General features: G+C 58.2%; 16 protein-coding genes and 1 pseudogene. 9 read left to right on the forward strand and 8 right to left on the reverse strand.

Features of this window, described 5'->3' with window-relative positions; genetic code table 11:
* Window positions 1–156: 156 nt before the first annotated feature.
* Complete coding sequence (gene nudI / locus MMW58_RS08905) at window positions 157–582, reverse strand: nucleoside triphosphatase NudI (RefSeq protein ID WP_133599203.1); 426 nt, start codon at window positions 580–582, stop codon at window positions 157–159.
* Window positions 583–718: 136 nt separating this feature from the next.
* Between nudI and MMW58_RS08910 the strand changes: the two genes are divergently transcribed.
* The 5 genes and pseudogenes from MMW58_RS08910 to MMW58_RS08925 form a co-directional block, all read left to right on the forward strand.
* Entirely contained in the window at window positions 719–1687 is a 969-nt protein-coding gene (locus MMW58_RS08910) for an Rpn family recombination-promoting nuclease/putative transposase (protein ID WP_241723140.1), read from the forward strand.
* Window positions 1688–1715: 28 nt separating this feature from the next.
* Window positions 1716–1838: a hypothetical protein gene (locus MMW58_RS30205; RefSeq protein WP_256464616.1), complete on the forward strand. Its 123-nt coding sequence runs from the start codon at window positions 1716–1718 to the stop codon at window positions 1836–1838.
* A 159-nt stretch (window positions 1839–1997) separates the two neighbouring features.
* Window positions 1998–2540, forward strand: coding sequence for a YfaZ family outer membrane protein (locus MMW58_RS08915; RefSeq protein ID WP_133599201.1), 543 nt, complete (start codon window positions 1998–2000; stop codon window positions 2538–2540).
* A gap of 94 nt (window positions 2541–2634) precedes the next feature.
* Window positions 2635–3831, forward strand: a complete 1197-nt coding sequence (locus tag MMW58_RS08920) for a nicotinamide mononucleotide deamidase-related protein YfaY (protein ID WP_241723141.1) — start codon at window positions 2635–2637, stop codon at window positions 3829–3831.
* A gap of 118 nt (window positions 3832–3949) precedes the next feature.
* Window positions 3950–4192 (forward strand): annotated as a pseudogene (locus tag MMW58_RS08925) (aldolase/citrate lyase family protein); the annotation flags it as partial.
* Window positions 4193–4222: 30 nt separating this feature from the next.
* Here MMW58_RS08925 and glpC read toward each other — a convergent pair.
* From glpC to glpA, 3 genes are read right to left on the reverse strand one after another with little or no spacing between them, the layout of a single operon-like run.
* Window positions 4223–5401: an anaerobic glycerol-3-phosphate dehydrogenase subunit GlpC gene (gene glpC, locus MMW58_RS08930; protein WP_241723142.1), complete on the reverse strand. Its 1179-nt coding sequence runs from the start codon at window positions 5399–5401 to the stop codon at window positions 4223–4225.
* Window positions 5398–6657 carry a glycerol-3-phosphate dehydrogenase subunit GlpB gene (gene glpB, locus MMW58_RS08935; RefSeq protein ID WP_241723143.1) on the reverse strand — a complete coding sequence of 420 codons (1260 nt, stop codon included), beginning with the start codon at window positions 6655–6657 and terminating at the stop codon, window positions 5398–5400. Before glpB ends, glpC begins: the two co-directional genes overlap by 4 nt.
* Window positions 6647–8269, reverse strand: a complete 1623-nt coding sequence (gene glpA / locus MMW58_RS08940; RefSeq protein ID WP_241723144.1) for an anaerobic glycerol-3-phosphate dehydrogenase subunit A — start codon at window positions 8267–8269, stop codon at window positions 6647–6649. The genes glpB and glpA overlap by 11 nt, the downstream gene beginning before the upstream one ends.
* Before the next feature lie 270 nt (window positions 8270–8539).
* On the opposite strand from glpA, the gene glpT reads away from it, so the two are divergent.
* Window positions 8540–9886, forward strand: coding sequence for a glycerol-3-phosphate transporter (gene glpT, locus MMW58_RS08945; RefSeq protein ID WP_241723145.1), 1347 nt, complete (start codon window positions 8540–8542; stop codon window positions 9884–9886).
* A 9-nt stretch (window positions 9887–9895) separates the two neighbouring features.
* Window positions 9896–10975: a glycerophosphodiester phosphodiesterase gene (glpQ, locus tag MMW58_RS08950; protein WP_241723146.1), complete on the forward strand. Its 1080-nt coding sequence runs from the start codon at window positions 9896–9898 to the stop codon at window positions 10973–10975.
* Window positions 10976–11061: 86 nt separating this feature from the next.
* Here glpQ and yfaE read toward each other — a convergent pair whose 3' ends face one another.
* From yfaE to ubiG, 4 genes are all read right to left on the reverse strand, one after another.
* Window positions 11062–11316, reverse strand: a complete 255-nt coding sequence (gene yfaE, locus MMW58_RS08955; protein ID WP_045855971.1) for a class I ribonucleotide reductase maintenance protein YfaE — start codon at window positions 11314–11316, stop codon at window positions 11062–11064.
* Window positions 11316–12446, reverse strand: coding sequence for a class Ia ribonucleoside-diphosphate reductase subunit beta (gene nrdB / locus MMW58_RS08960; protein WP_159236740.1), 1131 nt, complete (start codon window positions 12444–12446; stop codon window positions 11316–11318). The genes yfaE and nrdB overlap by 1 nt, the downstream gene beginning before the upstream one ends.
* A 96-nt stretch (window positions 12447–12542) precedes the next feature.
* On the reverse strand, window positions 12543–14828 hold the full coding sequence (gene nrdA, locus MMW58_RS08965) for a class 1a ribonucleoside-diphosphate reductase subunit alpha (RefSeq protein WP_241723147.1): 2286 nt from the start codon (window positions 14826–14828) through the stop codon (window positions 12543–12545).
* 345 nt (window positions 14829–15173) lie between these two features.
* Window positions 15174–15902 carry a bifunctional 2-polyprenyl-6-hydroxyphenol methylase/3-demethylubiquinol 3-O-methyltransferase UbiG gene (ubiG, locus tag MMW58_RS08970; protein WP_041146530.1) on the reverse strand — a complete coding sequence of 243 codons (729 nt, stop codon included), beginning with the start codon at window positions 15900–15902 and terminating at the stop codon, window positions 15174–15176.
* 260 nt (window positions 15903–16162) lie between these two features.
* Here ubiG and gyrA point away from each other — a divergent pair, with 260 nt between their 5' ends.
* Both gyrA and rcsC read left to right on the forward strand, forming a co-directional pair.
* Window positions 16163–18802 (forward strand): DNA topoisomerase (ATP-hydrolyzing) subunit A, encoded by a 2640-nt coding sequence (gene gyrA / locus MMW58_RS08975; protein ID WP_159236739.1) that lies wholly within the window; start codon window positions 16163–16165, stop codon window positions 18800–18802.
* A gap of 153 nt (window positions 18803–18955) precedes the next feature.
* Complete coding sequence (gene rcsC, locus MMW58_RS08980) at window positions 18956–21802, forward strand: two-component system sensor histidine kinase RcsC (RefSeq protein ID WP_241723148.1); 2847 nt, start codon at window positions 18956–18958, stop codon at window positions 21800–21802.
* Window positions 21803–21844 lie beyond the last annotated feature (42 nt).

Genomic DNA, 21844 nt, shown 5'->3' on the forward strand with positions numbered 1-21844 from the left:
ATGAAGGGATTGAATACGTTTTTATGATTGCAGTGATGCCGCTAATGCTCATCAGGGCGAACTTTCATCGGCAAAATTCGCGGTAGCGCATTGCCCGGGCTAAGTTATTCTCAGCCCGGGCAATGCGGAATCTGCTTTCTGGCTGGGGGTTAAAAATCAGAGCAGCCCTTTCAGCGATAACGTCTTTCTCGTGGCGACGTTCAGATCGTAGCGCGGCAAATCCTCGACGCTGACCCACGCATAATCCTGAAACTCTTCGTTAATGGTGACTTCTCGGTTGGCGCTGACGCAATCGAAAATCAGATAGATCATGTAGATCTCCTCCTGCCGGCCGTCGCTATAGGTTTTGACCCGCACGTCGTCGCTGAAGGTCCAGGGCGTAATGCTCGTCAGCCGCAGGGCTTCACCCAGCTCTTCGCGAATTTCACGCCTCAGGGCGTCCTCAATGCGCTCGCCAGGCTCCACGCCGCCGCCTGAAAGCGCCCACTGGCCGGGAAAAACGCCGCGATCGTCGGCCATCCTGCAGAGCAGATAGTGCCCTTCATGTTGAATCAGCGGGCAGACAATAGTCCTTTGGCGCATGGTATCTCCTTTGGATGAACGGTTAGCAAAGCATCTGGCTGCCAGTTTGCGAGCCGCCTCGGTAAACCGCAAGCGAAAACGCGAGCCCGGCGTTGGCGGTGGTAGGGTGGGGTGAAATGACGGACAGGAGGTCAGCATGAGCCGGGCGACAGCGCACTTCCCGCATGATGCCGTGTTTAAGAGCCTGCTGTCGGACCGGGCGACGGCGGCGGATTTTTTACTGATTCATCTGCCGGAAAATTTACGCGAGCTGTGCGACATGCAGACCCTGCATCTGGAGTCCGGCAGCTTTATTGACGACGATTTACGGGCAAGCCACTCGGATATTCTCTATTCCGTGCAGACCCGGACTGGCGAAGGGTATATCTATCTGCTGATTGAGCATCAAAGCTCTGCGGATCGGCATATGGCTTTTCGTTTAATGCGCTACGCCGTGGCGGCGATGCAGCGTCATCTCGATAAAGGCCTGCAGCAGCTGCCGCTGGTGATCCCGCTGCTTTTCTATCACGGTAAGGCGAGCCCCTGGCCGCACTCGATGCGCTGGCTGGACGGATTTTCACAGCCAGAGATAGCCGAAAAGCTCTATAGTCAGCCCTTCCCGCTGGTGGATGTGACGACTATCCCGGATAGCGAGCTCCTGCAGCATCGACGCGTGGCCATGCTGGAACTGCTGCAAAAACATATTCGACAGCGGGATCTGATGGAGCTTCAGGCACAGGTAGTCAGCTTATTAGCGCTGGGATACACTAGCGAAAGACAGCTGCAGACGCTGTTGCACTATATACTCCAGGCGGGGAGTACCGCCGATCCCGTGGCATTTCTGCGTCAGCTGGCGCAAAGCGTGCCGCTACAGCCGCATAAGGAGGCGCTCATGAATATTGCTCAGTTCCTGGAAGACCGCGGTCGTCAGGAAGGAATGCAGCAGGGAAGGCAGCAAGGGCTTGAAGCAGGGCTGGAGGCAGGAATAGAAAAAGGCCGACAGGAAGGTGAACAAAAGGCCGCCGAGCGTATTGCGCTGGCGATGATCGACAGCGGACTTGAATTGCCTCTGGTCGCCGAGCTGACCGGCCTGTCCCTGCAGTGCCTGGCGCAGCTTAAGCACTAGTGCATAATTCTCACAACGCGGCGGCCGGATGGCTGCCGCTTTTTTTACGCCGCTATTTTTTGCCGATGCCCGGCGCCGACGCCCGACGATGCGCCACGACGGCGCGCAGAACGCCTCTTTTTACCAGACATCTTCCCCTCGCCAGCGCTGATGGCGGCGCAGCGACCGGCCAAATCCTATGTTCCGGTAGCAACTGCTTACAATCCCAACAATAAAGGTCGTTTTAGGACATTGATTCCTCAGCATTCGGCAGTACAATTCTGCGGTTTTTGGGACATCTTTGATTCTTGATTTCTGGATAGAGTAAAAAATGAAAAAATGCATATTAATCGGCCTTGCCGGGCTGGCGTTGGTCTCCACGGCGGCAAACGCTATCAGCGTCACCGGGCAGGCCGGTGAGCACTACACCAACCTTGGCGCGGGTTTTGGTACCGAATCAAGCGGACTGGCGGTAACCGGCAACTGGCTGCACAGCGATAACGACGGCGACGCGGCAGGTTTAGGGCTGGGTTTAAACATTCCTCTGGGGCCATTCCTGGCAACGGTGGGTGGCAAAGGAGTATATACCAATCCGAAAAGCGGTGATGAAGGGTATGCGGCAGCGGTCGGCGGCGGCCTGCAGTGGAAAATTGGCGACAGCTTCCGCCTGTTCGGCGAATACTACTATTCACCGGACTCCCTCTCCAGCGGTATCCAGAGCTATCAGGAAGCTAACGCCGGCGCGAGCTGGACGGTTATGCGTCCTCTGAGCATTGAAGCCGGCTATCGCTATCTGAACCTGGCAGGTAAAGACGGTAACAAAGATAATACCATTGCCGATGGCCCGTACGTCGGCGTCAGCGCCAGCTTCTGATCCCCGGGCGCGGTATCATGCCGCGCCGATTTCCTGTCTACCCAGCCCGCACCTTTGCGTTATAGTATTTCCACTTATCAGGCTGGAGTTCACAATGTTAAACGTGGAAATGCTGTCCACCGGCGACGAAGTGCTGCATGGGCAAATCGTCGATACCAATGCCGCGTGGCTGGCGGATTTCTTTTTTAATCAGGGATTGCCCTTAACGCGTCGCAACACCGTTGGTGACGATCTTGATTCTCTGATCGCTATTTTACGCGAGCGCAGCGAGCATGCGGACGTGCTGATCGTCAACGGCGGTCTGGGGCCTACCAGCGACGATCTCAGCGCGCTGGCCGCGGCAACCGCTAAAGGCGAGTCGTTAATTCTGCACGCCGGATGGCTGGAGACGATGACGCGTTTCTTTGCCGAACGCGGACGACCGATGGCGGAAAGCAACCGCAAGCAGGCGGAAATTCCCGCCAGCGCGGAGATGATCGACAACCCGGTGGGCACCGCCTGCGGTTTTGCCGTTCAGCTCAACCGCTGTCTGATGTTTTTTACCCCCGGCGTGCCGTCGGAATTTAAGGTGATGGTTGAGCAGGAGATTTTACCCCGCCTGCGCGAACGCTTCCTGCTGTCTGCGCCGCCGCTGTGCCTGCGCCTGACCACCTTTGGTCGTTCAGAAAGCGACCTGGCGCAAAGCCTCAACCCGCTGCCGCTGCCGCCTGGCGTGGTGATGGGCTACCGTTCTTCGATGCCAATTATTGAGCTGAAACTCACCGGCCCCGCTGAACAGCGCGACGCGATGCTGGCGCTGTGGCCAGAAGTGCAAAAAGTGGCCGGCGAGAACCTGATTTTTGAAGGTACCGAAGGGCTGCCTGCGCAGATTGCGCGCCGCCTGCAGGAGCGGCAGCTGAGCCTGACCCTCAGCGAGCAGTTTACCAGCGGCCTGCTGTCGCTCCAGCTCTCCCGCGCCAATGCTCCGCTGCTGGCGAGCGAAGTGGTTCCCGCCCAGGAGGAGACGCTGGCGCAGTCGGCCCGCTGGACGTCAGAGCGGCGGGTGAAGCATTTTGCCGGCCTGGCGCTGGCGGTCTGCGGCCAGGAAGCAGATTACCTGAACTTCGTGCTCTCCACTCCGGAAGGCACCCACGCGCTGCGGGTTAAGCTCAGCGTCACCCGCTACAGCCTGCAGGTTCGCCAGGAGGTTTGCGCGATGATGGCCCTGAATATGCTGCGCCGCTGGCTGAACGGCCAGCCGGTAGCCGGCGATCACGGCTGGATTAACGTGGTCGAAACGCTGTCGATTTAAGCCGCCAATCGCGCCGGGAACCCTCCCGGTGCGTTTTCAGTCCAGCCCGCTGTACTTATTTTTAAATATTCTGTGCGCTATCCTCCATTTATACGCTGCGAAATGTCCACCCTGCTGGAATAACGCCGCTCATCCTGACCTGCAGCGGATTATTGAGCAGAGCATTCGCCGCATTCGCGCGGCGGGCAAAGCGGCCGGCTTCCTTGCCGTCGATCCGAAAATGGCGCAAAAAAGCCTTGAGTGGGGCGCTAATTTTGTCGCCGTTGGCGTAGATACTCAGCTCTATACCGACGCGTTGGATAGCCGGCTGGCGATGTTTAGGCCCGGCGCGCGGCGGGAGGAAGAAAAGGGGAGCTACTGACCCCCCCCCCCGTAATCAACACGCAGAGGTTCAGGCCAGCGCCTGCGCCAGCAGGGTGATGGGATGTTCACAGCGCTTGCTGGTGGACATCTCAATCTGCCATTTGCAGGTTTCACAATCGGTCACCACCATATCGGCGCCGCTCTCCTCAATCTGGCGGAAGAGCGGCGCGCCGATGGCCTGCGAAGAAGCGTAGTTCTCCGATTTAAACCCGTAGGTACCGGCGATGCCGCAGCATTGCGAATCAAGGACCTCCAGCCGCAGCCCGGGAATTTGCCGCAGCAGTTCGAGGGTATAGAGCGACCAGCCCATTTTCTCCATATGACAGGGAGTGTGGTAGACCACCTTCAGCGGCAGCGGTTTTAGCGCCAGGGTTCGCCCGCCGTCAAGCTGGCGCCAGATCCAGCGCGTCGCCAGCTCAACCCTGTCGCGCACGTCGCTGTTGTCCACATCCAGCACGTGCGGATACTCATCGCGCAGGGTGAAGGTGCAGGTGGAGGAGGTGGCGATGGTCGGCAGCGCGCTTTCGCGCATGGCGGCGACGTTGCTCAGCGCCTGCCTGCGGGCTTTGGCAAAAAAGCCGTTGGCAATCAGCGGCACGCCGCAGCATTTTTCTTTCGACAGTAGCTGTACCCCGGTGCCCATGGCGTTCAGCACGCGGATAAGATCCTTACCTAACTGGGGATGGTTGTAGTTGACGTAGCAGCCGTGAAAGAACGCGACCTGATCGCTAAACTGCGCCTGCTGGGCGGCGAGCTGGCGGTATGCCCGGCGGAACGTGCCGAAACCGTATTTTGGCAGCGTCCGACGATGATCTATCCTGAGCGCCGTATCGAGCAGCCGGCGCACCGGCTGTAGTCCCGTGACGGCGTTGACCAGCGGCGCAAACGGCGTAGAAAGGGTGCCCATCAGATCCGTATGGCTCAGCACCGCATCGCGTAGGCTGGGCTTCTGCTGGCCGTACTGCGCCCGCGCCCGCTGGATAATATCGCCGATTTTAACGTCAGAGGGGCAGGCGACCTCGCAGCGCTTGCAGTTTATGCAGTACTTCAGCGCCTCGTCATACAGCGCGCCGTCTTTTAGCCGCAGCCGCTCGCCGTCGGGTCCCGCCTGCTTAGGGCCGGGATAGCGCGGATTAACCCGGCTGACCGGGCAGGCGGTGGTGCAAACCGTGCATTTGATGCAGCTCTCAAAGCGGGTATCGTTCATCGTTCGCCTCCGGCAAGGTCGTTGATCTGTTTGGCGACGTGCAGCGCGGTGACCGCGCAAACGCCGCCGCCGCATCCCAGCTGAATAGCGTCAAAGCCGCCAAGCAGAGAACCGGCGGCAAACAGGTTGTTGAGCGGCCGCCCCTGCAGCAGCGGACGCAGCATCGCATCCGTTTTAAGGCCGAAGCGCTGCCAGGGCTGCGAGTCGAAGAAATCCCGCTGATACCAGCTCTCGCGCGGCATGCTCTGCTGTAGGTCGAGGCCCAGAATCGGCTCGCGCACGCCATCGCGCCCGGCGATCAGGCCGTTGCTGAAGAAGCTGCCGCTGGCCAGGACGGTAAAGCGTGGCCGCAGCGGGATATCGCCATGGTTACGCGTCCATACCCTGTTGACCGTTCCATCCTGATGGCTGATTTTCATCACCTCATCTCCGGCCAGCCAGGTTCCTCCGCCGCGAATAAAGCGGCGCTGGAGCTGGCTATGCAGGCGCATTCCCGGAACCGAAGGGGGCAGAGTTGGCAGCAGGCGCAGCGGGCAGGGCAGTCGCTCCTGTAGCCACAGATACAGGTGGTTATCGCTAAGACCAAAGCAGGCGGGCAGGATCAGCAGATCGTGCTCGCGCGCCAGCGGAAGCAGCGCGGCCAGCAGCGCCGGCCAGTGGCGCTCGTCATCCAGCATTCTGGCGATATTGGCGGCGCGAAATTCGCTCGGACTCTCGCGCAGGACGTCCAGCAGCGGTAAGTCGATTTCCGCCGCGCTGGCGTTCATCCCGTGTTGATTAAGCGACGCGGCGGCGAGGTGCGGCTGGAAGTCGGCAAAGCCGCCGATCCCGACCAGGCAGGGGCGCAGGGCGGTTAACGGATAAACGGGAACTTCCTGCGGGGAGAGCCACGCGGCGCGCAGGGTGCCGAGCGGCGTAATGCGCAGATGCGGCCGGTCGGCATCGCCCTGCATCACAATGCCGCTGGCGGCCAGCAGCGCCTGGGTTTGCGCCGCGTAGTCCATGACGCGCTGTACGCCGATCCTCGCGTAGGGATGCTCCGGAGCCTGGCCTGCCAGCCGGGAGAGACCCTGGGCAACCTCGGTCACCTTTTCGCCGTCGGGCAGCTCGGATAGCAGGTCCAGCGAGGCGGAGGAGAAATGCAGCGCGCTTTGACCGCGGCTGACGATCGCGCTGCGCAAACCATATTGATTCAGGCTCAGCCCGCAAAGTAGCCCGGTGAGCCCGCCGCCGATAATCGCGCAATCAAATTTCATCCTGCTGCTCCTTTTGCAAACCGCACAGCCCGAGATAGACCCAGCGGGTGAATTCACTTTCGCGCAGCGCATCGCCCCATGCTACGGGCTGTACGCCTTTCCAGCGTTCGTTTAAAAACTCGGAAAGCTGGGTCAGCGATTGGGCCGGCGTGGCGACATTGAAGCGCTGCAGTAGCCCGGCGGCGCGGCAGGCGCACAGCTCGCCCTGGCAGGTTCCCATCCCGATTCGGGTGCGACGGCGTAAATCGAGCAGGTTATTGACCGCTAAATTTTCTACCGCGTACTGCACTTCCCCCGCCGTAACCGCTTCGCACTCGCAGACCAGGCTGCGATGCTGGCGGCTATCGCCAAGCCAGGCGGGCGTGCGGTCGCCGTGGCGGTACACGGCCGATCCCCGCAGCGGCGCGGGCAGAGAGATGATTTTTTGCAGCGTTGTTTCGACCGGCTCGCGGGAACCTGGTAAAGGCGCGTCGGCGGTGGTGCAGGGGACGGTGTTGCCGAGCTTGCGGCAAACGGCGTCCGTCGCCCATTCCGCCATCAGGCGGTAGGTCATCAGCTTGCCGCCGGTAATGGTGATAAATCCGGCCATCCCGTCGCGTTCGGCATGATCCAGCAGCACAATGCCGCGGCTGACGCTACGCCCGCTGGGGTCGTTATCGCTGGCCACCAGCGGCCGCACGCCGGAGTAGGCGCGCAGCACCCGGGTGCGGGCCATGACGGGGGTCAGCTTCTCGCCTTCGCGCAGCAGGGTATCGACTTCCGCGGCGGTGACCCGATTATCGTCAATTTCATCGTAGGGAATATGCACCGAGGTGGTGCCAATCAGGGAGATGGTATCCCCGGGAACCAGAATATCCGCATCGGCAGGCTTGCGGCAGCGGTTGATAACGTGGCGGTTAATGCGATGGTCGAGGATCAGCAGCGATCCTTTAGCCGGAAACATCGCAATGCGCAGATCGGCATATTCCGCGATCCGCTGTCCCCAGATCCCGGCGGCATTGACCACCACGCTGGCGCGCAGCGTGCGGCTTTCGCGGCGCTTATGGTCATAGCACTGTACGCCGTGGACCCGATCGCCGCTGCGCAGCAGGCCGGTGATTTCGCACCCGGTGAGGATGGTGGCGCCGTGTTCGCGGGCGTCCAGCATATTGGCCGCGCTCAGACGGAACGGATCGACCGTGCCGTCGGGTACCTGAACGGCGCCGAGAAGCGCGGGATTGACGGTAGGCTCAATGCGCAGCGCCTCGGCGGGCGACAGCTGACGGGTCTCAATTCCGGCCTGATGGCAGGCGTGAATAAAGGTTTGCTGCCAGGCGAGGTCGTCTTCGGGAAGGGTGATAAACAGCCCGTTAGTGGGTTCCACGCAGTGACGGGCGATGCGGCGCAGGATGCGGTTTTCGCTGATGCATTCGCGCGCCGATTCGCCGTCGGTCACCGCGTAGCGGGCGCCGCTGTGCAGCAGCCCGTGATTGCGTCCGGTCGCCCCGGTGGCGATATCGTGGCGTTCTACCAGGGTTACGCGCAGCCCGCGGAGCGCGCAGTCGCGGGCGATCCCTGCTCCGGTTGCGCCGCCGCCAATGACAATGACATCACACTCATCGCTCTCGGCCATCTCTCTATCCCTCTACTTTCGTTTTACGCCATTTAGCCACACAAATAGTGTGTATTGTTTGATTTCGAGCATATTCGCGCGTTTATCGAGCATGGAATGTGATTTCATGCTCACAATAGAATGTTTTGTCATATTTTTGTAACAAAGCGTGCGATATTTCACAGTATCGTCTGCGAGGTTTCCCTACCATCGCGCCATATCAGAAGTGGGTGATTAAATTAGGTTTTTTTTTACCTGTACCCATAAAAGCAAATGGCAACGGAGGCTGCTATGTTAAGTATTTTCAAACCCGCGGCGCATAAAGCGCGTTTACCCGCGGCGGAAATTGACCCGCACTATCGTCGATTACGCTGGCAGATTTTTATCGGTATTTTCTTTGGCTATGCCGCCTACTATCTGGTGCGCAAGAACTTTGCGTTAGCCATGCCTTACCTGGTGGAGCAGGGATTCTCTCGCGGCGATCTCGGCTTTGCGCTGTCCGGGATCTCCATCGCCTATGGCTTTTCAAAATTCATTATGGGCTCGGTATCCGATCGCTCGAATCCGCGCATTTTTCTGCCGGCGGGGCTGATCCTGGCGGCGCTGGTCATGCTGGTGATGGGCTTTGTGCCCTGGGCGACCTCCAGCATCATGGTTATGTTTGTGCTGCTGTTCCTCTGCGGCTGGTTCCAGGGGATGGGCTGGCCGCCCTGCGGGCGCACGATGGTGCACTGGTGGTCGCAGAAGGAGCGTGGGGGCATCGTTTCGGTATGGAACTGCGCGCATAACGTTGGCGGTGGGATCCCGCCGCTGCTGTTCCTGCTCGGGATGGCGTGGTTCAACGACTGGCACGCGGCGCTGTATATGCCGGCTTTCGGCGCAATTTTGCTGGCGATATTTGCCTTTGCCATGATGCGCGATACCCCGCAGTCCTGCGGCCTGCCGCCGATTGAAGAGTATAAGAACGACTATCCGGATGATTACAGCGAGCAGCACGAGCAGGAGCTCACCGCCCGGCAGATCTTCCAGCAGTATATTCTGCCAAACCGGCTGCTGTGGTATATCGCCATCGCCAACGTCTTTGTCTACCTGCTGCGCTACGGCATTCTCGACTGGTCGCCAACCTACCTGAAAGAGGTGAAACACTTTGCGCTGGATAAATCCTCCTGGGCCTACTTCCTCTACGAATATGCGGGGATCCCCGGAACGCTGATTTGCGGCTGGATGTCGGATAAGGTGTTCAGAGGCAACCGTGGGGCGACCGGGGTCTTCTTTATGACGCTGGTGACCATCGCTACCGTCGTTTACTGGCTTAACCCGCCGGGTAATCCGGGCGTTGATATGGCCTGCATGATCGTTATCGGCTTCCTGATTTACGGTCCGGTGATGCTGATTGGCCTGCATGCTCTCGAGCTGGCGCCGAAAAAGGCCGCCGGTACCGCGGCGGGCTTTACCGGGCTGTTTGGTTATCTGGGAGGCTCCGTTGCCGCCAGCGCCATCGTCGGCTACACCGTCGACTTCTTCGGCTGGGACGGCGGATTTATGGTGATGATTGGCGGCAGCGTGCTGGCGGTGCTGCTGCTAATTGTGGTGATGGTGGGCGAAAAGCGTCATCACCAGCAGCTGAAACAGTCCTGAGGAATGAGCATGAAAACGGTAATAACGACCCTGATGACCGGGATGCTGCTGGCAGGCTCCACGCTGAGCTTTGCCGCTCAGGCAGGGGATAAGATAGTCATTGCCCACCGTGGCGCCAGCGGCTATCTGCCGGAGCATACGCTGCCGGCGAAGGCGATGGCCTATGCCCAGGGAGCCGATTATCTCGAGCAGGACCTGGTGATGACCAAAGACGATCGGCTGGTGGTCCTGCACGACCACTATCTCGATCGGGTCACCGACGTGGCGGAGAGATTTCCGCAGCGCGCGCGTCAGGATGGCCGCTTCTACGCGATCGACTTCACCCTGGCGGAGATAAAAACGCTGAAGTTCAGCGAAGGGTTTGAACCCAAAAACGGTAAGAACGTCCAGACCTTCCCGGGGCGCTTCCCGATGGGAAAAGCGGATTTTCGTATTCATACCTTTGAAGAGGAGATTGAGTTCGTTCAGGGGCTGAACCACTCCACCGGGAAAAATATCGGTATCTACCCGGAAATTAAAGCGCCGTGGTTCCACCATCAGGAAGGCAAGGATATCGCCACCAGCGTCCTGCAGGTGCTGAAGAAGTATGGCTACACCAGCAAGCAGGATAAGGTGTACCTGCAGTGTTTTGATGCCAACGAGCTCAGGCGCATCAAGAACGAGCTGGAGCCGAAGATGGGGATGAACCTGAATCTGGTGCAGCTGATCGCCTACAGCGACTGGAATGAAACCCAGCAGCGCCAGGCGGATGGCAAATGGGTTAACTACAGCTATGACTGGATGTTTAAGCCCGGCGCGATGGGGCAGATTGCCCAATACGCCGACGGTATCGGCCCGGACTACCACATGCTGGTGGCGGCGAACGCCAGGCCGGGCCAGGTGGCGCTGACCGATATGGTGAAAGAGGCGCACCGCCAGCATCTGGTGGTTCACCCCTATACCGTCCGCGCTGACCAGCTGCCGGATTACGCCACCAACGTGAACCAGCTGTTCGACCTGCTGTATAACAAGGCTGGCGTCGATGGATTGTTCAGCGACTTCCCGGATAAGGCGGTGCAGTTTCTGCAGCAAGAGGGGGAACGCCGCTAGCCCGCGGCGTGAATGGTAGACCTGTCCGCGCCGCGAATGGCAAACCTGTCCGCGCCGGCCGGCGCGGATGGGATGTTGCCAGGCAGCTACATCTCGATTTCAATATCGCTTTTTGCCCGGCAGCAGCAGGGCAAAATCTCTCCCGGCTGAATAAACGCCAGCGGCTCGGTCAGCCAGTCAACCTGGCCGGACACCAGCCGCGTGCGGCAGGAGCCGCAATAACCTTCGCGGCACTGATACTCCACGTCGATATTATGCGACTCCAGGGCATCGAGCAGGCAGCGGTGCTCATCCTGACACTCAAGATGAGTGTCAGAAATTTTCAAAAAAATGCGTTTCATCAGAGCTGGAAGTTGCTCAGGTCGTCGGCATCGACTTCGGCATCGATCTGCCCCACCAGGTAAGAGCTGACTTCCACTTCCTGCGGCGCAACCTGCACGTTATCGGATACCAGCCAGGTATTGATCCACGGGATTGGGTTAGAGCGGGTCTGGAACGGCAGATCGAGGCCAACCGCCTGCATGCGGATATTGGTGATGTATTCGACGTACTGGCAGAGAATGTCGCGGTTCAGGCCAATCATTGAACCATCGCGGAACAGATAATCCGCCCACTCTTTCTCCTGCTGAGCCGCCAGCACGAACAGGTCATAGCACTGCTGCCTGCACTCTTCGGCAATTTCGGCCATTTCCGGATCGTCGACGCCGGAACGCAGCAGGTTCAGCATATGCTGGGTGCCGGTAAGGTGCAGCGCTTCGTCGCGAGCGATCAGGCGGATAATTTTAGCGTTACCTTCCATCAGCTTACGCTCGGCGAAGGCGAAGGAGCAGGCGAAGCTGACGTAGAAGCGAATCGCTTCCAGCGCGTTAACGCTCATCAGGCACAGGTACAGTTTCTTTTTCAGCTCGCGCAGGTTCACGGTGACGGTTTTACCGTTAACGCTATGGGTGCCTTCGCCCAGCAGATGCCAGTAGCTGGTCAGCTCAATGAGCTCATCGTAGTAGCTGGAGATCCCTTCCGCGCGCTTCTGAATCTGCTCGTTGGTGACGATATCATCGAAGACCATCGCCGGATCGTTGACGATGTTGCGGATGATATGGGTGTAGGAGCGCGAGTGAATGGTTTCAGAAAACGCCCAGGTCTCTACCCAGGTTTCCAGCTCAGGAATCGAAATCAGCGGCAGCAGCGCGACGTTCGGGCTGCGGCCCTGGATGGAGTCCAGCAGGGTCTGGTACTTCAGGTTGCTGATGAAGATATGCTTTTCGTGATCCGGCAGCGCCTGATAATCGATACGATCGCGGGAAACGTCAACTTCCTCCGGGCGCCAGAAGAAGGAGAGCTGCTTTTCGATAAGCTTTTCGAAGATGTCATATTTTTGCTGATCGTAACGGGCAACGTTAACCGGCTGGCCAAAAAACATCGGCTCAAGCAGCTGATCGTTTTTGGTCTGAGAAAAGGTGGTATATGCCATTAAATGTGCGTCCTGTGATGTTATTGCCCCTCGCTCCGGCCCTACAGACGGGGCCGGGCTTTGATGTTCCCTCGCCATGGAGCGAGGGGGGCGTTATCAGATCTTACAAGCGCCGCTTTCGCAGCCGTCGTCCTGGATGGATGGCGCCAAATCGTCCTGCGCATCTTCCGCGCCATCACGGGTGTTGTGATAGTACAGAGTTTTTACGCCAAATTTATAGGCATTGAGCAGGTCTTTGAGCAGCTGCTGCATCGGCACTTTTCCGGACGGGAAGCGCGTCGGGTCGTAGTTGGTGTTGGCCGAAATCGACTGATCGATAAACTTCTGCATAATGCCGACCAGCTGCAGGTAGCCATCGTTGCTCGGCATTTCCCACAGCAGCTCGTAGCCGTTCTGCAGCTTTTCGTAATCCGGAACTACCTGGCGCAGAATGCCGTCTTTCGAAGCCTTGATGCTCACATGGCCGCGCGGCGGTTCAATACCGTTGGTGGCGTTAGAGATCTGCGAAGAGGTCTCTGAAGGCATCAGCGCGGAGAGGGTCGAGTTACGCAGGCCGTGGGCTTTGATCGACTCGCGCAGCTGCTCCCAGTCGTAGTGCAGCGATTCGCTAACGATAGCGTCGAGATCCTTTTTATAGGTATCGATCGGCAGAACGCCTTTGGCATAGGTGGTTTCGTTGAACCACGGGCAGGCGCCCTGTTCGATGGCCAGCTCGTTGGAGGCCTTCAGCAGGTAGTACTGGATAGCTTCAAAGGTTTTGTGCGTCAGGTTGTTGGCGCTGCCGTCGGAGTAGCGTTTGCCGTGTTTTGCCAGATAGTAGGCAAAGTTAATCACGCCGATACCCAGCGTACGACGGCCCATCGCGCCGCGTTTCGCCGCCAGAATCGGGTAGTCCTGGTAGTCGAGCAGCGCATCCAGCGCGCGAACCGCCAGCACCGCCAGATCTTCCAGCTCGTCCAGGCTCTCAATCACGCCGAGGTTGAACGCTGACAGGGTACACAGCGCGATTTCGCCGTTTTCATCGTTGACGTCATCCAGCGGCTTGGTCGGCAGGGCGATTTCCAGGCACAGGTTGGACTGACGAACGGGCGCGATAACCGGGTCGAACGGGCTGTGGGTGTTGCAGTGGTCAACGTTCTGGATGTAGATACGGCCGGTAGAGGCGCGCTCTTGCATCATCAGAGAGAACAGCTCAACCGCTTTGATCCGCTGCTTGCGGATGCTGTCGTCTTTTTCGTACAGGGTGTAGAGACGCTCAAACTCGTCCTGATCGGCGAAGAAGGCGTCATACAGGCCCGGGACGTCGGACGGGCTGAACAGGGTGATATCTTCACCTTTCAGCAGGCGGGTGTACATCAGCTTGTTGATCTGTACGCCGTAGTCCATGTGACGAACGCGGTTCGCTTCGGTGCCGCGGTTGTTTTTCAGCACCAGCAGGGTTTCAACTTCCAGATGCCACATCGGATAGAAAAGGGTGGCAGCACCGCCGCGCACGCCGCCCTGTGAACAGGACTTCACCGCAGTCTGGAAGTGCTTATAGAACGGGATGCAGCCGGTGTGGAAGGCTTCACCGCCGCGAATCGGGCTACCGAGCGCACGGATGCGGCCGGCGTTAATGCCGATGCCGGCGCGCTGGGAGACGTATTTCACAATCGCGCTGGAGGTGGCGTTGATGGAGTCGAGGCTGTCGCCGCACTCAATCAGTACGCAGGAGCTGAACTGGCGGGTTGGCGTACGCACCCCGGACATGATCGGCGTCGGCAGCGAAATCTTGAAGGTAGACACCGCGTCATAGAAGCGCTTGACGTAGTCCAGACGGGTCTCGCGCGGGTAGTTCGAGAACAGGCAGGCGGCGACCAGAATGTAGAGGAACTGGGCGCTTTCATAAATTTCGCCGGTCACGCGGTTCTGCACCAGATACTTACCTTCCAGCTGCTTAACAGCCGCATAGGAGAAGCTCATATCGCGATCGTGCACGATGAACGAATCCATCTGCTTGAACTCTTCTTCCGTGTAGTCTTCCAGCAGATGAGTATCGTATTTACCCTTGTTGACCATCTTTGTGACGTGATCGAACAGCGCCGGCGGCTCGAACTGGCCGTAGGCCTTTTTACGCAGATGGAAAATCGCCAGACGCGCGGCGAGATACTGGTAATCCGGAGCATCGCGGGAGATAAGATCCGCCGCGGCCTTGATGATAGTTTCGTGAATATCGGCAGTTTTGATGCCGTCGTAGAACTGAATGTGGGAACGCAATTCTACCTGAGAAATCGAAACGTTATTCAGTCCTTCTGCCGCCCAATCCAGTACGCGATGGATTTTGTCGAGATTAATACGCTCGGTTGTACCGTCGCGCTTTGTCACCAGCAGACTCTGATTCATGTGGATTATACCTGTCCGTGAAAGAAAATATCCCCCGCTTATCCACAGAGAGCCGTTGTGACTAACTCTGTGGATAAATACTATATGTAGGGGGTTGTAGATAAAAAGAACGCTATATGGTGAGTATTCTAGTAAGGATTCTTTTGAGTACAAGAGTTGATTTTGACGTTAAATTGAGGTTGCGGAAGCGTAATAATAGCCGGGCCCACGTCGCATAAGGCCTGGCGAAGATGTCAATAAACTCAAAAATAAAAATGAAAATTTGATCGAGTGCTGATTTCTTCAGCGCCAGGAAAAATTACGCGGCTTGATGCCGCGCAATCATCATATGAAAAACTGCTGACGTTATGCGTTTTTCGCCGTTGTATGCAACATATAATTAACATCTACCCCCGGAGCCAGCTTGAAGGTATTGGTTAGCGGATTGAAATGGAGGCCGGTAATATGCTGCTCTTTCAGATTTGTCTGATCTACCCAGCCGATCAGCTCGGACGGCTTGATAAACTTCTTCGCGTCATGGGTCCCCTTGGGCACCATCTTCAGTACGTATTCGGCGCCGACTACCGCCATCAGCCACGCTTTGCCGTTGCGGTTGATGGTTGAGAAGAAGACCTGGCCTCCGGGCTTAACCAGCCGCGCGCAGGCGTGGACGACGGACTGCGGGTCGGGAACGTGCTCCAGCATCTCCATGCAGGTCACCACGTCGTACTGCTGCGCATGCTTCAGCGCGTGCTCTTCGACGGTCTCCTGGACATACTCAACCTGAACGCCGCTTTCCAGCGCGTGCAGCTTCGCCACCTGCAGCGGTTCAAAGCCCATATCCAGCCCGGTCACCGTTGCGCCTTCCCGCGCCATGCTCTCCGCAAGAATGCCGCCGCCGCAGCCGACGTCGAGCACTTTTTTGCCGAACAGGCCGCCGGAGCGCTGCGCAATATAGCCCAGCCGTAGCGGGTTGATGCGATGCAGTGGTTTGAACTCGCCCTCTAAATCCCACCAGCGCGAGGCGACGGCTTCAAATTTAGCGATTTCATTATGATCAACGTTGTGGGCCACCGACGGTTTTTCGGCATTCATGGGCGCTTTTACTCCTTTTCAGTTCAGACCTGCGAGTATATCAGCAGACCGCCATGAATAAACCGTCTATACCCGTCGCCTTTCGCACCGCCTCTTCGTTGGCCGCACGCGCTCACCCGAATCTGAGCCCATCGGGACTCCCGCGTTTGCCGCCTTGGCGCGGTACGAAATTCATTGGGTATAGGTTTACCGGTATCACCGCGGCTGTGTTATAATTTGCGACCTTTGAATCCGGGATACAGTAGAGGGATAGCGGTTAGATGAGCGACCTTGCGAGAGAAATTACACCGGTCAACATTGAGGAAGAGCTGAAGAGCTCGTATCTGGATTATGCGATGTCGGTCATTGTTGGCCGTGCGCTGCCGGATGTCCGAGATGGACTAAAACCGGTACACCGTCGCGTACTTTACGCCATGAACGTATTGGGCAATGACTGGAACAAAGCCTATAAAAAATCCGCCCGTGTCGTTGGTGACGTAATCGGTAAATATCACCCTCACGGTGATACCGCCGTTTATGACACCATTGTCCGTATGGCGCAGCCATTCTCCTTGCGTTATATGCTGGTCGATGGCCAGGGTAACTTCGGTTCTGTCGATGGCGACTCCGCCGCAGCGATGCGTTATACGGAAATCCGTATGTCGAAAATCGCCCACGAGCTGATGGCCGACCTCGAAAAAGAGACGGTTGATTTCGTTGATAACTATGACGGCACGGAGCGAATCCCTGACGTCATGCCAACAAAAATCCCCAACCTGCTGGTAAACGGTTCGTCCGGTATTGCCGTCGGGATGGCGACCAACATTCCGCCACACAACCTGACGGAAGTGATTAACGGCTGCCTGGCCTATATCGACGATGAGGACATCTCCGTCGAAGGCCTGATGGAACACATCCCAGGCCCGGACTTCCCGACCGCCGCCATCATTAATGGCCGTCGCGGCATCGAGGAAGCCTACCGTACCGGCCGTGGCAAAATTTATATTCGCGCCCGCGCTGAGGTAGAAACCGACGCGAAAACCGGCCGTGAAACCATCATCGTGCATGAAATTCCTTATCAGGTGAACAAGGCTCGCCTGATCGAGAAAATGGCCGAGCTGGTGAAAGAGAAGCGTCTGGAAGGGATCAGCGCGCTGCGCGATGAGTCTGACAAAGACGGCATGCGCATCGTGATTGAGATCAAGCGTGATGCGGTGGGTGAAGTGGTTCTTAACAACCTCTACTCGCTGACTCAGCTGCAGACCTCTTTCGGCATCAACATGGTTGCGCTGCACCACGGCCAGCCGAAGATCATGAACCTGAAAGATATTCTTTCCGCGTTCGTGCGTCACCGCCGTGAAGTGGTCACCCGTCGTACTATTTTCGAGCTGCGTAAAGCCCGCGACCGTGCGCACATCCTTGAAGCCCTGGCGATTGCGCTGGCAAACATCGACCCGATCATCGAGCTTATCCGCCGTGCGCCAACGCCTGCGGAAGCGAAAGCCGGGCTGGTTGCCAGAGCGTGGGATCTGGGCAACGTGTCGGCGATGCTGGAACGCGCCGGTGATGATGCCGCGCGTCCGGAGTGGCTGGAGCCAGAGTTCGGCGTGCGTGACGGTCAATACTATCTGACCGAACAGCAGGCCCAGGCGATTCTGGATCTGCGTCTGCAGAAGCTGACCGGCCTTGAGCATGAAAAACTGCTCGACGAATACAAAGAGCTGCTCGAACAGATTGCTGAACTGCTGCATATCCTCGGCAGCGCCGACCGTCTGATGGAAGTGATTCGTGAAGAACTGGAAGCGATGCGCGAACAGTTCGGCGACCAGCGTCGCACCGAAATCACCGCCAACACCGCTGATATCAACATCGAAGATCTGATCAACCAGGAAGATGTGGTGGTCACCCTGTCTCACCAGGGCTATGTGAAGTATCAGCCGCTGACCGACTACGAGGCGCAGCGTCGCGGTGGTAAAGGTAAATCGGCCGCACGTATTAAAGAAGAAGACTTTATCGACCGCCTGCTGGTGGCCAACACCCACGATACGATCCTGCTGTTCTCCAGCCGCGGTCGTCTCTACTGGATGAAGGTTTATCAGCTGCCGGAAGCCAGCCGCGGCGCGCGTGGACGTCCAATCGTCAACCTGCTGCCGCTGGAAGCCAATGAACGTATCACCGCCATCCTGCCGGTACGCGAGTACGAAGAGGGCGTGAACGTCTTTATGGCGACCGCGAGCGGTACCGTTAAGAAAACGGCGCTGACCGAATTTAGCCGTCCGCGTTCAGCCGGCATTATCGCCGTGAATCTGAACGAAGGCGACGAGCTGATCGGCGTTGATCTGACGAACGGCGAAGACGAAGCGATGCTGTTCTCTGCTGCCGGTAAAGTAGTGCGCTTTAAAGAGAGCGCAGTACGTGCCATGGGCCGTACCGCGACCGGCGTACGCGGTATCAAGCTGGCGGGTGAAGATAAAGTTGTCTCCCTGATCATTCCGCGCGGCGAAGGTGCGATCCTCACCGTGACCCAGAACGGCTACGGCAAGCGTACTGCTGCGGATGAGTATCCGACCAAGTCCCGCGCCACTCAGGGCGTTATCTCGATCAAAGTGACCGAGCGTAACGGCTCCGTGGTGGGGGCGGTACAGGTGGACGATTGCGATCAGATCATGATGATCACCGATGCGGGCACCCTGGTGCGTACTCGCGTATCGGAAGTGAGCATCGTGGGTCGTAACACTCAGGGCGTGATCCTTATCCGTACTGCGGAAGATGAAAACGTGGTCGGCCTGCAGCGCGTTGCTGAACCGGTTGATGACGAAGAGCTGGATGCCATCGACGGCAGCGTGGCGGAAGGCGATGACGATATCGCGCCGGAAACCGACGCTGAAGCTGATGATGACATCGCCGAAGATGATGAATAATCTGCGGTAATGTTGCGAAAAGGGCCGGGAATATCCCGGCCCTTTTTATTTGCCCGGCGCGGGTGATCCAGAGAGTATAACGTTGCGGCAAAACGTGTTTACCGCTACCTTAACCCCATTCTGTTGAGTCCCTGACGGCCGAGCATCGCCACATTGAAATATCTTGCTTCTTTTCATACCACGCTAAAAGTTTCACGCTACCTGTTCCGGGCGCTGGCGGTCCTGCTGTGGATGCTGATTGCTTTCGTCTCGGTGTTTTACATTGTTAACGCGCTGCATGACCGGGAGTCGGAGATCCGCCAGGAGTTTAACCTCAACGCCGATCAGGCGCAGCGCTATATCCAGCGCACGGCGGACGTCATTAAAGAGCTGAAGTATGTTGCCGGCAATCGGCCGGGCGGCGGCCGTGAAGGCAACGCGCCGCCGGCGCAAAATGGCGACATCGCGGTTCCGGACTTCGAACCGCTCTATCCGGATTCAGATTGCGGGGCAATGAGCGGTACCTGGCGCAATTCGCTGCAGTCTCTGGCATGGTTTATGCGCTACTGGCGCGACAATTTCTCCGCGGCTTACGATCTCAACCGTATCTTTTTAATTGGCAGCGATAACCTGTGCATGGCGAACTTTGGCCTGCGCGAGATGCCGCTCGAACGAGACCAGGCGCTGAAGGTGCTGCACCAGCGTATTGAGCAGTATCGCGACGCCCCGCAAAGCGAACGCGGCAGCAATCTGTTCTGGATTAGCCAGGGCGTGCGTCCCGGCGTCGGCTACTTCTACGCGCTGACGCCGGTGTATATGGCCAACCGCCTGCAGGCGATGCTCGGCGTCGAGCAAACGATTCGCATGGAGAGCTTCTTCACGCCGGGCAGCCTGCCGATGAACGTCACGATCCTTGACGACAACGGCCAGCCGCTTATCTCCCTCGCCGGGCCGGACGCTAAAATCAAGGGCGAGGCCCGCTGGATGCAGGAACGGATCTGGTTCGGCTACACTTCCGGCTTCCGCGAGCTGGCCATGAAGAAGAGCCTGCCGCCATCCTCCCTGAGCATCGTCTATTCGGTATCGGTAGACCAGGTCCTCGAGCGCATCCGGATGCTGATCCTCAATGCAATAGTGCTCAATATTCTGACCGGGGTGATGCTTTTCGCCCTCGCGCGAATGTACGAGCGGCGGATCTTTATCCCGGCGGAAAATGACGCCCAGCGCCTCGAGGAGCACGAGCAGTTTAACCGTAAGATTGTCGCCTCGGCACCGGTGGGGATCTGTATTCTGCGCACCCTCGACGGCACCAATATTCTGAGTAACGAACTGGCGCATAACTACCTCAATATGCTGACCCATGAGGACCGGCAGAGGCTGACGCAGATTATTTGCGGCCAGCAGGTCAATTTTGTCGATGTGCTGACCAGCAATAATACCAATCTGCAAATCAGCTTCGTTCACTCGCGCTACCGTAACGAAAACGTGGCCATCTGCGTGCTGGTTGACGTCAGCGCCCGCGTCAAAATGGAAGAGTCGCTGCAGGAGATGGCGCAGGCCGCAGAGCAGGCCAGCCAGTCGAAATCGATGTTCCTTGCGACGGTGAGCCACGAGCTGCGCACCCCGCTGTACGGAATTATCGGCAACCTCGATCTGCTGCAAACCAAGGAGCTGCCGAAGGGCGTCGATCGTCTGGTCACGGCGATGAACAACTCGTCCAGCCTGCTGCTGAAGATCATCAGCGATATTCTGGATTTCTCGAAAATTGAGTCCGAGCAGCTGAAAATCGAGCCGAGCGAGTTCTCGCCGCGCGAGGTGATGAACCACATCTCGGCGAACTATCTGCCGCTGGTGGTGCGCAAGCAGCTCGGGCTGTACTGCTTTATTGAGCCCGACGTTCCGCAGCTGATGTCCGGCGATCCGATGCGCCTGCAGCAGGTCATTTCTAACCTGTTGAGCAACGCCATCAAATTTACCGATACCGGCTGCATCGTCCTGCACGTTCAGTGCGCCGGCGACTATCTGCAAATCAGCGTGCGCGATACCGGGGAAGGGATCCCGGCCAAAGAGGTGGTGCGCCTGTTTGACCCGTTCTTCCAGGTCGGCACCGGCGTTCAGCGCAACTTCCAGGGAACAGGCCTCGGACTGGCGATTTGCGAGAAGCTCATCAGCATGATGGACGGCGATATTGCCGTGGAAACCGAGCCCGGGATGGGCAGCCGTTTTACCATCCGCATTCCGCTGTACGGCGTGCAAAACGGTGCGCCGCTGCTTGCCGATGGCCTGGTGGAAAAATGCTGCTGGCTCTCCATTCACAACACCGCCCTGACGATGTTTATCACCTCGCTGCTGAATCACCATGGGGTTAAGGTGAAAAGCTATGCCGTCGAGGCGCCGGGAGCGGAGGATATTTTGCTCACCGATGATGAGTCCTGTACCGGCTGGTCAGGGGCCGCGGTCGTTATTTTCTGCCGTCGGCATATCGGCATTCCGCAGGAGCGCGCGCCGGGAGAGTGGCTGCATAGCGTCACGACGCCGCATGAGCTGCTGCCTCTGCTGGGGCGTATCCTGCACGTTGATGTGGCCAGCGCCGAACACGGCCCGGCGCTCTCGGCGCCGGAAACGCAGACGGCCAATCACGATGACATGATGATTCTGGTGGTGGACGATCATCCGATCAACCGCCGCCTGCTGGCCGACCAGCTCGGATCGCTGGGCTATCAGTGCGTGACGGCGAACGACGGGGTTGATGCGCTGGGTGTCCTGAGCAAGCAGCATATTGATATCGTGCTGAGCGACGTCAACATGCCGAATATGGACGGCTATCGCCTGACGCAGCGTATTCGCGAGCTGGGAATGACGCTGCCGGTTATCGGGGTGACCGCCAACGCGCTGGCGGAAGAGAAGCAGCGCTGCCTTGAGTCGGGTATGGACAGCTGTCTTTCTAAACCGGTGACGCTGGATATTATCAAGCAAACTTTGACGCTGTACGCCGCACGGGTGCGTAAGAGCAGGCAATAGGGCGGAGATCTCTGGGGGCGGGCTGCTATGGCGGGTCGTTGC

Origin of the sequence: Klebsiella sp. HC6 (assembly GCF_022605325.1) — a bacterium.
GTDB lineage: Bacteria > Pseudomonadota > Gammaproteobacteria > Enterobacterales > Enterobacteriaceae > Klebsiella > Klebsiella terrigena.

What these genes read in the sequence shown, in the direction of transcription:
- nrdB (WP_159236740.1), bottom strand. Translation starts at nt 12,446, where the DNA reads ATGGCATATACCACCTTTTCTCAGACCAAAAACGATCAGCTGCTTGAG.
- gyrA (WP_159236739.1), top strand. Translation starts at nt 16,163, where the DNA reads ATGAGCGACCTTGCGAGAGAAATTACACCGGTCAACATTGAGGAAGAG.
- nudI (WP_133599203.1), bottom strand. Translation starts at nt 582, where the DNA reads ATGCGCCAAAGGACTATTGTCTGCCCGCTGATTCAACATGAAGGGCAC.
- MMW58_RS08910 (WP_241723140.1), top strand. Translation starts at nt 719, where the DNA reads ATGAGCCGGGCGACAGCGCACTTCCCGCATGATGCCGTGTTTAAGAGC.
- glpC (WP_241723142.1), bottom strand. Translation starts at nt 5,401, where the DNA reads ATGAACGATACCCGCTTTGAGAGCTGCATCAAATGCACGGTTTGCACC.
- ubiG (WP_041146530.1), bottom strand. Translation starts at nt 15,902, where the DNA reads ATGAATGCCGAAAAACCGTCGGTGGCCCACAACGTTGATCATAATGAA.
- nrdA (WP_241723147.1), bottom strand. Translation starts at nt 14,828, where the DNA reads ATGAATCAGAGTCTGCTGGTGACAAAGCGCGACGGTACAACCGAGCGT.
- yfaE (WP_045855971.1), bottom strand. Translation starts at nt 11,316, where the DNA reads ATGAAACGCATTTTTTTGAAAATTTCTGACACTCATCTTGAGTGTCAG.
- glpQ (WP_241723146.1), top strand. Translation starts at nt 9,896, where the DNA reads ATGAAAACGGTAATAACGACCCTGATGACCGGGATGCTGCTGGCAGGC.
- MMW58_RS08915 (WP_133599201.1), top strand. Translation starts at nt 1,998, where the DNA reads ATGAAAAAATGCATATTAATCGGCCTTGCCGGGCTGGCGTTGGTCTCC.
- glpT (WP_241723145.1), top strand. Translation starts at nt 8,540, where the DNA reads ATGTTAAGTATTTTCAAACCCGCGGCGCATAAAGCGCGTTTACCCGCG.
- glpA (WP_241723144.1), bottom strand. Translation starts at nt 8,269, where the DNA reads ATGGCCGAGAGCGATGAGTGTGATGTCATTGTCATTGGCGGCGGCGCA.
- glpB (WP_241723143.1), bottom strand. Translation starts at nt 6,657, where the DNA reads ATGAAATTTGATTGCGCGATTATCGGCGGCGGGCTCACCGGGCTACTT.
- MMW58_RS08920 (WP_241723141.1), top strand. Translation starts at nt 2,635, where the DNA reads ATGTTAAACGTGGAAATGCTGTCCACCGGCGACGAAGTGCTGCATGGG.
- MMW58_RS30205 (WP_256464616.1), top strand. Translation starts at nt 1,716, where the DNA reads ATGGCTGCCGCTTTTTTTACGCCGCTATTTTTTGCCGATGCCCGGCGC.